We start from the raw sequence: 13,388 nt of genomic DNA on the forward strand, positions 1-13,388 counted from the left end.
TCACAGTTGAAAATGTACCTGTCACACAGGGAGTTTATTTAATAGGGGATAGAGGGGAAATCGGCAGATGGAATGTTGAAGATTACGAATATAAACTCACACAAAACAAAGAAGGGAGCTGGAGTGGAACTTTCCGTTTAACAGCAGATCGACTCTATGAATTCAAGTTCGTCATGAAAGATGAAAATGGCAATATTACTTGGCAAAAAGGGGAAAATAATAATTATAAAACTCCTTTAAATGGTAAAGGAAACTATAAAACTTCATGGTAGGTTAAGTAAGTATGACTAACTGAGCAAGTCTTTTGGAAATAATATTATTGAAAGTTCATCACAAATTAAGGTCAAAATACAATCCTGAAGCCAAGTACTTTTAATATACGTACTGACCGGAATATTGGGGAAATATTATATTAAGACTTAAATGACCTGTACTTACATTAAATAGACATGTGGCCTATTTAGAACAAAACATCAAGAAAGGGAGGAATTGAATTAAATGAATTCAAGGATTACTTGGTCAGGGGAAATGGCCTTTTCTGGCACAACTCCGTCGGGACATGAAATAAAGATGGATGCTGCCGAAGACGTAGGAGGAAAAAATAGTGGAGCAAGACCCACAGAGTTACTTTTGCACTCTCTTGCCGGGTGCACAGGTATTGATATTGTAATGATTTTAAAAAAAATGCGATTTGAAACAAAGGCCTTTCAAATAGAGATAGAAGGGGAACGATCAGAAAACCACCCTAAGCGGTTTACCGATTTTCATATCCACTATTTATTGGAGGGTGATCTGCCTGAAGATAAAGTGGTCCGTGCGATTCAACTATCGAAAAATACGTACTGCTCAGTATATCACTCATTAAATGCCAACATAAAAATGAGCTATTCGATAAATGGCGTTAAAGGAAAACAAGACTTATAATGTTTTATTTAGGCTCTTTTCGTAAAGATTGTTGTTTTTAAAACGAAACTATTTAAGGTTGATTGGAGCGGAAGTGCGAGACTCCTGCGGGACAGGTGACCCCACAGGCGTTTACGCCGAGGATGCTCACCGCCCGCTCCAAGGAAAGCGGGCATCTGAAGGGGAAATCAACCACAACTCACTACCTGGTAAATAGAAAGTATGTGAAAACAGCCTTTATTTAAAGGCAATCATTTAACAGTAAGTTTTTTAAACATCCCTTAAGAAAGACAGCCTTCATTTTCATGAGTAAATGGAGGCTGTTTTCGACTGAAATGAACATCCTTATTTCATGGATAATCATCTACACCAAAACTTGCAAACCTTAGAAAATAACCCCTCTACATGTTAATTAAAGGCGGACTCTTAAGAAAAAATCACCTTCCAATTTCATTTCAGGCAGCAAAACTCCTTTTTCCGGAAAGAAAGGGTTTATTTAGTCAGCAAGTAATCAAAATGTAATCGTTTGTCATTGGAATGCCCTTGATGTTAGGAGTTTATCCATATAAACTTTATATACAATTGAGGAGTGGTTAAGTTGAAAGAGATAACAATTGACAAATTAATTTTTAAAGATCATTTATCGATGATTGAACAATATTCATTGAAGGATTTCATGTTTAAGTGGCTTGGTAGMCCCGATGAGGGATTAGATGATCTACTTCCGCTAAAATACACAGATCAAGTTTTTGCAAAAATGGAAACGACATTGGAGACAAAAATAAAGATCCATGGAGATGAAACCTTCAGATATGTCACCATTACCGAAGATAATCAAATTGTAATAGGAGGCTTGGACACGAATCAAGAGTTAAAGTTTAGAATTGTGTCCCTGGATGAGCGTTTGAAAAGCTATTAAAACCTTTAGGCTTTTCAGACTGAATCATATTTTCAAATAAATAATTAAGGCCGTTCCTGTTTATTTAAGGAACGGTCTTTTTAAGGTGTTTTTATTTTTTTCACGTTAAGAGCAGCGTCAATACCATATAAGGTTGTTAACTGTACTCGAAAGTTAAGAAAACCCTTACCTTATGCCAGGTGATCGAGTAATTTTAAACTCCCGATTTTTGGATTAATTTAACAAAAAATAAACGATTATTGATTTTTCTTAGTGTATTATAAAGAAGTCGATTAAAACATTTGGGAGGAATTGAAATGAGCGAGACGTTGGCAAGTTCGATAAAAACGCTTTTGAAAGAAACGTTTGAGGGACCTGGAAATGAAGGAAGCTATTATACTGATTCAAAACCGAATAAAGGGGTTTTCGGGACACTCGATGGTTTAACAGCAGAAGACGCTTCACGGTCCATAAACGGATCAACCATTGCTGCTCATTCTGACCACATACGGTATTATTTATGGGTGATCCGAACAATGATCAGTGGCACAGACTTTGAAAAAGATTGGGACGCAAGTTGGACCATTACTCATGTTGATGAGGTGAAATGGGCGGAAATCAGGGAGGGATTACAAAAAGAATATGTAACTCTTTTCGCTGAAATCGAAACAATCGATTTAGTAAAATGGCTGACAAATGTAAACGCGACCATTGCCCACTCGGCTTATCATCTTGGAGCGTTAAGGCAAATGTTAAAAAGCCTTGAAATAAAAAAATAATTTAAGATATTGAGGGTTTAAAATGATTTCATCTTCAGGCATTCGCTTGCCGCGGACGGTCCGCCCGCGGCGCTCTTTGCGCCTGTGGGCGGGGTTCTCGTTTTTCCCGCACGAGTCTCGTACCTTTCGTAACCCACAGTCGCTTGCTTTGATGAGGCTTGGCAGCCAGTCGGAGGAAAGGGAGCGGATTCCTGAAAACAAACTGGAACTTTTTTAGGGTTTGTAAAATCTAATCGTTCCATTATCATATACTTGAATGAAGTCATTATTAATTTCAACTTACGTCGTCCAAAATCTCACGCCGTTATTCTTTTCCACTTCAATTCCTTCAGCCTATCGTTTGCTTATTTTCTCTACGTTCTTGCTCAGCCACATATGAAAACAGAATTTTTATAATTGGGCCTCTATTAATTTTCCAGCATTACCCACACCTCTAGATTTCCTACTATCAAATCGTGAAATCTCTTGATATAGAGGCCGGTTAAAATCTTTTCCACTTTGCTTATCAATGAAGGTATATCGTTCTTCAATTCCAAGATCACGAAGTTTTTTAGCTGCCGTTCTGAATTTGCTGAAACACGGGCATATCCAATTTTCGAAAAAAGCAACCAACAATATTGGTCATTTGTGTCAAAAAGTTATTTTAACTAACAGGGAAATTTAGTTGTAAAAGGATTTAAAAAGTTTGAAGCTTAATCTATTGAACAAATAATAAAGAAGGAACCTATAGACTTGATGATAGGAGAATAAAACGAATACCGTGATGGCAATAATAAAATTGACAGGACACCATTTGGTGTCATATAATAAAGACACCAAATGGTGTCTAATTAAAGGGGGGGTGATTTTGAACGAGAAAAATCAAGAGCGTGATATTTATGTAGGCATCGCTGATCCAACAAGACGCAAATTGCTACGTTTGTTGGCGGACGTGGAAGAATTGCCACTCAATGAGTTAACCGTTCATTTTGAAATGGGTCGTACTGCGGTTTCAAAGCATTTGGCAATCCTTAAAGAGGCTGGTCTTGTGATCAGCAGAAGGGTCGGCAGGGAAACACGTTATCGGCTGAATGCTGCCCCATTGAGAGAAATTGAGGATTGGGTATCGTTTTACAAAAAATTCTGGAGTGAAAGAATATTACTTTTAAACCAAATATTGGAGGGGGAACAAAAAATGAGTTTAACAGTATCACAAGATTTTAATTTTAAGAGCCCGATCGAGAAGGTATGGCTCGCCTTAACGGATGCAAATACGCTTTCTAAATGGGTAATGGCTAATGATTTAAAACCTGTCGTCGGACATAAATTTCAGTTTCGGAATGAACAGTGGAATTTAATTATCGATTCCGAAGTTCTTGAAGTGGAGGAGCCTTATAAGTTATCTTACACTTGGGTAGGTGGTGGAATAAACACTACAGTCACATGGACATTAAAGCACGAGGATGGAACAACCTATTTAAATCTTGAACAAACAGGATTCGAAAAAGAAGATCAAGCGTTCAATGGTGCGAAATATGGTTGGGCGAAAATGGGCGAACAACTTAAAAAATTGTTAGAGGCAATGTAAGACCGAACCTCTGAACCTATTTTTAGTATTTAGCTAACGTATAGGAAAAAGCAAACTGCTCGGAAAGAGAAGTGTTCCTTGATGACAAATAGTAGAATGAATCCTAAGGTTGATGAATTTTTAAGTAAAGCTAAAAAGTGGCAGGAAGAATATGAGATGTTGAGGAATATCGTTCTTGACTGTGAGCTGACCGAAGAATTTAAATGGATGCATCCTTGTTACACGTTTGAGAAAAAAAACATAGTTTTAATACATGGATTTAAAGAATATTGTGCGCTTTTGTTTCACAAAGGTGCCTTGTTAAAGGATACCCATGGAATTCTAATCCAACAAACGGAGAATGTACAGGGGGCGCGCCAGATTCGGTTCACCAATGTTCAAGAAATAGTTGCAATGGAAACCATCTTGAAAGCCTATATCCATGAGGCCATTGAAGTTGAAAAAGCCGGTTTGGAAGTGAATTTTAAAAGTAATACAGAATTCATAATTCCTGAAGAACTTCAAAATAAATTCGATGAAATCCCTGCCTTGAAAACTGCTTTTGAAGCATTGACCCCGGGACGGCAAAGAGCATACATTCTTTATTTTTCACAACCCAAACAATCCAAAACTCGAGTATCAAGGGTTGAAAAATATATGCAGCAAATTCTCGATGGAAAGGGATTAAAGGATTAGTATATTCGATGAGAAAATAAATTAATCAAGTCCTAAGATATTACCTTACTTTGCGTTAATTCGAACTCCTTTTTGGTTCGCAGGTAACCACTCAATCAAATAAAGGAAAAAACAAAAAGTGATCCGTAGAGTGAAAGCAAACTACCGTGTAACAGTTTTACGCATTCCACATAAGAAAAGAAAAATACTGCGCACAAAAGTGTGTCCTTTGGCTTTTGCTGAAAAGTACGCTTTTCTTGAACTAACGGGTGCTTATCTTGAATAAGGTTTAAGCAATGACCTTCAACAAAACCACCTAATAAAAATAATGTGTTATTCCATTATAGGGCGCTTATATGGAGTAACAAAAAAGCCCAATTTCTCAATTTTAATACTGAGAAATTGGGCTTTTAATTCTGAAATTTCTATTTAGGAGAATGGCTGACAAATGTAAATGTGATCATTGCCCACTTGGCTTATCATCTTGGAGCATTACGGCAAATGTTAATACGTCTTTAAATTGAAAATACTTTAACATAATTTTGTCAATGTCTGGATGCTCCGAAGGGTCTAATTACAAACCATGATTTTAAAGAAAACTTGGTTATCCTTGATGTTTTTAAGATGACACCCTCATTAGAATGAAGAAATTTGCGACACTCCTGCCGAGTAACCCTAGAAGAGACCCCACAGACGCTTGCTTTGATGAGGCTTGGCAGACAGTTGGCGGAAAGGGAGCGGATTTCTGAAATTATCTGGATCTTTTTAGCAAACTGTCTCTTCTTCTACTTTAATTTTGCTAAACACCTTAGCTAGGTTAGGACAGGATAAAATTCAGGAACACACCATTTTGTAGGTAATTGTTGGATTGTGTCAGATTATACTAAGAATCTTTTACATTTTAAAGGGTTCAAGTCCTAATTGGAGAAGTATTATTATCAGGATGTTTTTTAGCCGAGGATTAGTGACTGCATGAATATCGACATAAAAGGAGGGTTCTTAATTAAAAAGCGGCTGTTTAAACTATGTATATTTTGTTTTGTATTCTTTGTTCAAACATTATGGTCTCCCGCTGTTTTTGCTGAACAAAGAACTTTTAAAATTGCTGAAGAAAGTGCCCTTCCTCCATTTTCATTTGAAAATGAAGCTGGTGAGCTGACAGGGATCAATATTGATTTAATGGAGGAAATAGCAAAATATAATGGGGTTGATTTCGAATATATTCCGATGGGGATGCAAGAAGCGGAAAAAGCCTTAATGAACGGAACAATTGATGCAATTGTTGGAAGTACCTATAATACTGAAAAAGATAATCAACTTGATTTCACTCAATCTTATTTTACCATGTCCCAATCAATTATCATCCCTAGTAAAAGGAAACAGGATATTCATACGTTAACGGATTTACGTGATTCACATGTTGTCCTTGACTATAACACACCTGTAATCAGTACATTTCTCAATATGAGGAATACAAACTTAACGACCGTTTCAAATCAATACTCGGGCATTTTAACATTATTGAACAATCGTGCAGATGTGTTCATTGGAAACAAATGGACGGCAGACTTCTATTTAAAAAAGTTCCGCCAGGAAAAGAATTACATCATACTCGATGAAGTCATTGAACCCGCGGATTATACGATTGCAGTAAAAAAAGGGAATCAAACGCTTCTTTTCATGATGGACAATACACTCACAGAACTTAAAGCGAACCGAAATATCAACGGGATAATTGATAAATGGATCATGCCACAGTCCAATCAAAAAATTGCCAGGTTGGAGCAATTCATATTTTGGCTAATCATAATCTTAACTGTAGTAGCCCTTATCCTTCTAGTTATTTACATATGGAATCAAAAGCTGAAAAAATCCGTTCATAACCAGACGTTGAAATTACATTTATTAAATAAGGATTTAGAGAAACAACGGCAAAACATCGCTAATGGCAAAGCGTTCAAAGAACAAATCTTAAACAATATCAATACTGGCATCATAACATTCGATCTCGATTTCATGATTACCAGCTGCAATGCAAAGGCATCGGAAATTCTAAACATTTCCAAGGAAATGATTCTGAATTTTTCGAATCATTCACAATTAATGGAAAATTTCGAAGCTTCCCATCAAGAACAAAATAAGAAAAATCGTACGGGTTCTTTTCGGATCTTGGTAATAAACGAAGAAAATGAACAGAAGGTCATTTCATATTCGATGCATAAGATGTTCAATTCTGAAGAAATACAAACTGGATACTTACTTTCCATGAATGACGAAACGGAAAAGAAAACATTGGAGAAAAAATTGGTCACACAAGAAAAACTGCACGCTCTTGGCCAACTAGTTGCAGGTGTCGCACATGAAATCAGGAATCCTTTAACATCGATTAAAGCATTCATTGATTTACTGCCGAGTAAATATGATAATCCTCAATTCCGACAAGTTCTAATGGAACACTTGCCTACTGAAGTAAACCGGCTGAATGCGATTGTTACCGATTTAATTGAATATGCTCGTCCGCGACCGCCAAATATTACAAATTGCCACGCTAATGACCTTATATCATTACTTGCTTTTCATAAGGTGACAATGGAAAAAAAACAAATAAATTTCGAGCAAACGATTGAGGAGGACCTTATTTTTTATATAGATTTACAACAAATTCAACAGGTACTTCTTAACTTGGTGTTGAATTCGATTCATGCCGTTGAAGAAACAAAGGAAAAGACCATAAAAATCACCATTGATAAAGAAAACGAAAAAACAGGGCGGATTGCCATATCCGATACAGGAAAGGGGATGAAACAGGAGGAACTGAACCATATTTTCGAGCCTTTTTTCACAAATAAAGAAAAGGGCGTCGGTTTGGGACTTACGTTATCGTATAGGTTAATTAAAGAAAATAACGGAGATATCCATGTGAAAAGTTATCCTAATTCAGGAACGAAATTCACCATTTTACTACCTTTATATATCGAATAAAAGCCTGGAATGAGGAGGAGTAATATGAAAATGCATGTATTGGTGATTGACGATGAACCTGCTATTTGCACCGCTCTTAGCTTTGCATTGGAAGATTCTTATCAAGTAGTGACAACTACGGACCCGGATGAGGGTCTTCGGAAGATCGACGATCAGCCTTTTGATATTGTGTTACTTGATTTGAGGATAGGAAATAAAAGTGGACTTGATGTCCTGCAGAAAATCAAACAAATAGCACCTAACGTAACAGTCATCATGATGACTGCCTATTCATCTATTGAAACTTCCATCGATGCCATAAAAAAAGGGGCCTACTACTATATTGAAAAGCCCATTAATATAGAAGAACTTTCTTTGCTCTTGATGAGGGCAGCCGAATTCAAACAGATGTCCAATAAATTGGAGACATTACACGAAGAATTAGAGATGCAAAAGGGATTTGGGAACTTCCTTGGTAATAGCAAAGCGATGCAGCGTATTTTTTCAATGATCGAAAGAGTGAAAGATATTGATTCAAGTGTTCTTATCACAGGTGAAAGTGGAACTGGAAAAGAGCTTGTAGCCCGAAACATCCATACTCTGGGAAGAAGGAAAAACAAACCCATGCAGATTGTCAATTGTGCTGCAATTCCTGAGATGCTGCTGGAATCTGAATTGTTCGGTTATGAAAAAGGCGCTTTTTCCGGTGCAACTCAGAGGAAGGAAGGGAAATTCGTTGCTGCTAATGAAGGCATCCTTTTTCTGGATGAGATTAGTGAAATGCCCCTTCCTCTTCAAGTCAAATTATTACGGGTGTTGCAGGAACGAGAGGTGACGCCTCTAGGTTCCAATACAAAAATATCCCTGGATGTCCGTATTATAAGTGCAGCCAATAAAAACCTGGAGCAAATGGTAATGGAAGGTAAGTTTAGGGAGGATTTGTATTTCAGGTTAAATGTCATTCCCATTTCGATGCCGCCGTTAAGGGATAGAAAAGAAGATTTACCCATCCTTATGGATTATTTTATAAAAAAGCACTCTACCGATATGAACCGGGAAGACAAGGCTTTCTCCGCAACCGCACGTCGGATTTTGCTGGATTATCATTACCCAGGGAATGTCCGTGAGCTTGGTAATATTATAGAATATGCTGTTGCCCTATCAAACTCGAAAAGAATGGAAGATACCGACTTGCCACAATATGTTCAAGAACAGAAGTTCATTCTCCAGCCGAATGGCATTGACGATGATTTTAACAGTTTCAGAATCCCGATTGGCATATCCATGAAAGAAATAGAGGAAAAAGTCATAACGGCCACTCTTCAATATTGTAAAAACCATCGGCAAAAAACAGCCCAAATCCTAAAGATTTCTGAAAGGAGCCTTCGTGATAAAATCAAGCTCATTTCAAAAGAAGAATAAAAGGCTAATAGTCTAAACCGGCATTTTTTTCTGGGTACCCGGCAAAAAATGCCGGTTTATGATGGTGAATCATGCTCTAAATCGGCAAACTTTGCGTTTTAGAGCAATTAATCGACTTGGCATAGTACTTGCATCTATTTTCATTAAGAAAGGAGGGCCACTATGAAAAATGGAGCACTCTTTATAAAAGTCGCTGTGTTATTTTGTTTCATGGCAGGATGTTCTTTTATGAATGAGCAGCAGGAAATTTCAAAACCTGCTACCTTGATCCAGAGGCAATTAGTTTCTGAAGGACAGGATTTAAAAAATAGACTCCTAATCATTGCAACCGGAGATATGTCAGGGGTTTATTATTCATTAGGACAAAGATTGTCAAACATGTTTGAAAAATATAATGGAGCTGTGTCAGGAACCCAGGTAACCCATGCTTCCATCGAAAATACTGAATTGGTTAGCCGCCATCGCGCAGAAATTGGTTTTACCTCAGTAGATGTACTTGATTTGCCTGAAACGGATAAATCCAAGTTAAGGGCTTTAACGGCCCTATATTCCAACTATGTTCAAATTGTTACAACGAAACAAAATGATATTGATTCCTTGGAAGATTTAGTTGGTAAACGCATTAGTGTTGGTACGACCGGAAGCGGTACAAGGCTTATGGCTGAACGAATCCTATTAGAAACGGATTTACCGCTTGATCAATTGAATTTATCCTATCTATCTTTTTCTCAATCTGCAAAAGCCTTGCAAAATGGTACCATTGATGCCGCTTTCTTTTCTTCGGGAATTCCGAATAATGAAATCGCTTTCATATCCGGGCAAACGGAACTCTCCTTCATTCCAATCCCGAAAGATATTATTGAACACCTTCAGGAACAATATGGTGTTTATACTGCCAATGAAATTCCTAGTGATACATATAAGGGAATGAAAAAAAGTGTCCAAACGATTTCTATTAAAAATGTTTTGGTAACCTATGATGAAATGTCTGACCAGCATGCTTACAATCTGGTGAAAACACTATATGAACATCTGCCTGAGCTGCAGCAAACACATCCGGCCGCTTCTGATATTTCAATAGAGGAAGCAACCAAACAAGTTCCACTCGATTTTCATTCAGGAGCCATGAAATATTTTAGCGAACAAGGAATTATAGAAAATCAATGAAAAATGGGAGGTAATGAATATGAAGAAAATATTAAGTCTTTTATTGATAATCGCATTGATCGCTCTTGCAGGGTGTGGTAATCCAACTCCGCAAAAGCCTGGAGAATCGGTACAAACGGGTGCAGGTGAAAATGGAGAGAAAAAAATAACGATAGCAGGGAATGGCGGAGTCATCGAAAGTGCCATCCGAGATGTGATCGCTCCAAAGTTCAAAGAAAAAACGGGAATAACCGTAAATTACATTTCCGGTTTATCTGGTGAAATCCTTTCTAAAGTGGAACTACAGAAGAACGCTCCGCAAATAGATGTTGCCCTGTTTGTACCGGTTGATGTAATTCGCGCTAAGGAGAAGGAACTGATCGTACCAATTGATGAGTCAAATGTTCCCAATATGAAATCGGTGGATCCACGTTTCATTCCGGTTGAAAAGGCTGCCGCGCCAGCATTCGGTTTAGTCATTGCACCAGCTTATAATACGGAAACCTTTAAAAAGAAAGGGTTAAAATCAATTGAATCATGGAATGATCTTGTCTCACCTGATTACGAGGGTAAAACGGCATTTTCAGATATTACGAATGACTGGGGTTTCAATACACTTAATGGACTGGCGATGTCAAACGGCGGCAGTACGGAAGACATGGAACCAGGTCTTGAAAAGGCAAAAGATCTTGCAGCGTATTCCAATACATTTTATAAAAACTCAACGCAAATGATGCCAGCCATCCAACAGGGAGCTGCTGACGTAACGGTCATGGGAAGTTATTCCATTGGTGAACTAGCCGTTTCAGGTATTCCCATCAAGATGGCCGTGCCTAAAGAAGGTGTACCGCTTCAAGCTTTCAGCGCTGGTCTAGTGAAAAATACGCCTAATAGCAAAGAAGCCCTTGAATTCATCAACTATGTAATCAGTGAAGAAGCGCAAGCATTAATTTCCGAAAAAGGATTTTACCCGACGGTAGAAGGCATGAAAATTCCAGAGAAGTTCGAAGAGTCAATCGGACTTAAAGAAAGTGATAAAACATTCAAACCAGATTTCGCCAAGTTTGCCGAAATCCGAGCCGAGGTGTCAGACAGATGGGCGAAAGAGGTTACTCCTCAATTAGGCAAAAAACTCAAATAAAAAGGAGCGTGTTGATTACATGGAAATATTAAAAAACGATGTGGAAATCAATGGGCAGCACCTGAAGGCAGTTCTGGGGGTTGGGTCAAATAAAAATGATGTAGAGATAAAAGGCGCTTTTAAACAATTTGGAGCGAATGTTGTCCTTAATGGTATCGATCTGGAGGTGAAACAAGGAGAGTTACTCACTCTTCTTGGGCCTTCGGGGTGCGGAAAATCCACGACCTTGAACCTCATTGCGGGGTTCCTTGATGCAGATCGGGGTGAGGTCCATATTAAGGGCAATAATGTTACGAAGGTTCCGCCTTATAAACGAGATTTAGGAATGGTTTTTCAAACTTATTCGCTTTTTCCTCATATGACAGTCTATGAAAATCTCAGTTTTGGCTTGAAATTACGCAAAGTCGGTAAAGCTGAGCAAAAAAAGAAGATAAGTAAAGCGCTTGAATTAGTGAAAATGTCAGGATTGGAAAATCGTTATCCAAGGGAATTATCAGGAGGTCAGCGTCAGCGTGTTGCGATTTCCAGGGCACTTGTAGTGGAACCGGAGCTCCTTTTGCTTGACGAACCGCTTTCAAACCTTGATGCAAAGTTGCGTCATGAACTAAGGGCCGAAATAAAGCGTTTACAAAAGGAAATTGGCGTAACGACCATTTTTGTGACCCATGATCAAGAAGAAGCTCTTTCCATGTCAGATCGAGTCGTGGTCATGAATGCAGGAAAAATTGAACAAATCAGTACCCCAACTGAGATTTACAATCATCCCAAGACAGAATTCGTCTTTCAATTCATCGGAAAATCGAATTGTTTTGAAGGGAAAGTGTCTGCCGTGGACAAGCGGAAAGTATCAGTCAAGATCGGTTCTGATATTACTCATGTCGACGCAGATAATATCATGGGAAATGATAGTGATTTGAAAACCGGAGATGAGGTGAAGATTTATATTAGACCAGAAAAACTGCGCATCCTTTCTATTGATGAAACTTCCTTATCTCCTTTAGATTACCATCGTGCCAGGATTAGCCAAATTAACTATCTTGGTACCTCATGGGAAATCAATGTTCTATTACAGGGGAAAAGTATTCAAGTATTGACTTCTGCTTTCGATTCATCATGGCAAAATGGAAGTGAGGTGTTGATTGGATGGAGCCCATCAGAAGTTATGCTAGTCAAGAAATAGAACAGGAAACGAATCCTATTGAGCCGCAAAAGGAACCTAAATTCAAGAAAAGGAAGGTCTGGCTGCCTGGATTACTCCTTTTAACGCCGATTCTGCTATTCATATTTGGTTTCTTCGTCATACCGATGTTATACATTTTATATTTAAGCTTCATATCCACTGATAATCTTGGAGCTGCTGATGCAGTATATAGCCTAAAAAACTATACACAAATCTTTTCCGATAGCTACTATTTATCTTCTTTATGGCTGACTGTCAAAATCAGTTTATATTCGGTCCTGGTTGCTTTATTTCTTGGATATCCTGTAGCTTTGACGATGGCGAAAAGCTCGGCGCGGATCAGAGGGTATATCACGCTCTTGATCGTATCACCGCTTTTGGTAAGTATAGTCGTCCGTAATTTTGGCTGGTACCTCTTGCTATTGCCTAACGGAACGATTAATCAAACCTTGATGGCCCTTGGCATAATAGATGCACCATTGAAACTATTGTTTTCGGAAATCGGAGTTGTGATTGGCCTTTCCAATGCTTATCTTCCTTTCATGATCTTATCCATAGTTGCAAGTCTTTATAATATTGATCCTTCTCTGGATAAGGCAGGAGCGATACTTGGGGCAAGCCCATTCAGAAGGTTCTTTTCCATTACATTGCCGTTAAGTATCCCTGGTATCGTATCTGGCTGCATTCTCGTATTCAGTTTGTCAATGAGTGCTTATGTTACGCCTGCATTAATGGGG

General features: G+C 38.1%; 13 protein-coding genes and 1 pseudogene. All 14 read left to right on the forward strand.

Annotation, left to right across the window (positions count from 1 at the left end; translation table 11 throughout):
• The coding region (locus tag AC1DVK_RS24870) for a carbohydrate-binding module family 20 domain-containing protein (RefSeq protein WP_477627628.1) at positions 1 to 272 on the forward strand (272 nt) is incomplete at its 5' end.
• Positions 273 to 498: 226 nt separating this feature from the next.
• Positions 499 to 924: an OsmC family protein gene (locus tag AC1DVK_RS24875; RefSeq protein ID WP_477627629.1), complete on the forward strand. Its 426-nt coding sequence runs from the start codon at positions 499 to 501 to the stop codon at positions 922 to 924.
• A 31-nt stretch (positions 925 to 955) separates the two neighbouring features.
• Positions 956 to 1,120, forward strand: coding sequence for a hypothetical protein (locus AC1DVK_RS24880; protein WP_477627630.1), 165 nt, complete (start codon positions 956 to 958; stop codon positions 1,118 to 1,120).
• 381 nt (positions 1,121 to 1,501) lie between these two features.
• A complete protein-coding gene (locus tag AC1DVK_RS24885) occupies positions 1,502 to 1,822 on the forward strand; it encodes a hypothetical protein (RefSeq protein WP_477627631.1) in 321 nt (106 codons plus the stop codon).
• A 296-nt stretch (positions 1,823 to 2,118) separates the two neighbouring features.
• Positions 2,119 to 2,580 carry a hypothetical protein gene (locus AC1DVK_RS24890; protein ID WP_477627632.1) on the forward strand — a complete coding sequence of 154 codons (462 nt, stop codon included), beginning with the start codon at positions 2,119 to 2,121 and terminating at the stop codon, positions 2,578 to 2,580.
• 763 nt (positions 2,581 to 3,343) lie between these two features.
• A pseudogene (locus AC1DVK_RS24895) lies at positions 3,344 to 3,613 on the forward strand (ArsR/SmtB family transcription factor); the annotation flags it as partial.
• 141 nt (positions 3,614 to 3,754) lie between these two features.
• Positions 3,755 to 4,147, forward strand: coding sequence for an SRPBCC family protein (locus tag AC1DVK_RS24900; protein ID WP_477627637.1), 393 nt, complete (start codon positions 3,755 to 3,757; stop codon positions 4,145 to 4,147).
• Positions 4,148 to 4,228: 81 nt separating this feature from the next.
• Entirely contained in the window at positions 4,229 to 4,822 is a 594-nt protein-coding gene (locus AC1DVK_RS24905; RefSeq protein WP_089362248.1) for a YdeI/OmpD-associated family protein, read from the forward strand.
• 951 nt (positions 4,823 to 5,773) lie between these two features.
• On the forward strand, positions 5,774 to 7,783 hold the full coding sequence (locus tag AC1DVK_RS24910) for a transporter substrate-binding domain-containing protein (RefSeq protein ID WP_410861125.1): 2,010 nt from the start codon (positions 5,774 to 5,776) through the stop codon (positions 7,781 to 7,783).
• Positions 7,784 to 7,807: 24 nt separating this feature from the next.
• The gene (locus tag AC1DVK_RS24915) at positions 7,808 to 9,184 is read left to right on the forward strand and encodes a sigma-54-dependent transcriptional regulator (RefSeq protein ID WP_317777504.1); all 1,377 of its coding nucleotides are present in this window, start codon (positions 7,808 to 7,810) and stop codon (positions 9,182 to 9,184) included.
• 162 nt (positions 9,185 to 9,346) lie between these two features.
• Positions 9,347 to 10,351, forward strand: a complete 1,005-nt coding sequence (locus AC1DVK_RS24920; protein ID WP_477627633.1) for a TAXI family TRAP transporter solute-binding subunit — start codon at positions 9,347 to 9,349, stop codon at positions 10,349 to 10,351.
• A 19-nt stretch (positions 10,352 to 10,370) separates the two neighbouring features.
• Positions 10,371 to 11,471, forward strand: coding sequence for an ABC transporter substrate-binding protein (locus AC1DVK_RS24925; protein ID WP_477627634.1), 1,101 nt, complete (start codon positions 10,371 to 10,373; stop codon positions 11,469 to 11,471).
• 19 nt (positions 11,472 to 11,490) lie between these two features.
• Positions 11,491 to 12,651 carry an ABC transporter ATP-binding protein gene (locus AC1DVK_RS24930; RefSeq protein ID WP_477627635.1) on the forward strand — a complete coding sequence of 387 codons (1,161 nt, stop codon included), beginning with the start codon at positions 11,491 to 11,493 and terminating at the stop codon, positions 12,649 to 12,651.
• A partial coding sequence (locus AC1DVK_RS24935) for an ABC transporter permease (protein ID WP_477627636.1) occupies positions 12,615 to 13,388 on the forward strand: 774 nt, incomplete at its 3' end. The genes AC1DVK_RS24930 and AC1DVK_RS24935, both read left to right, overlap by 37 nt.

It is taken from the genome of Peribacillus sp. P4_B1, from assembly GCF_056402395.1.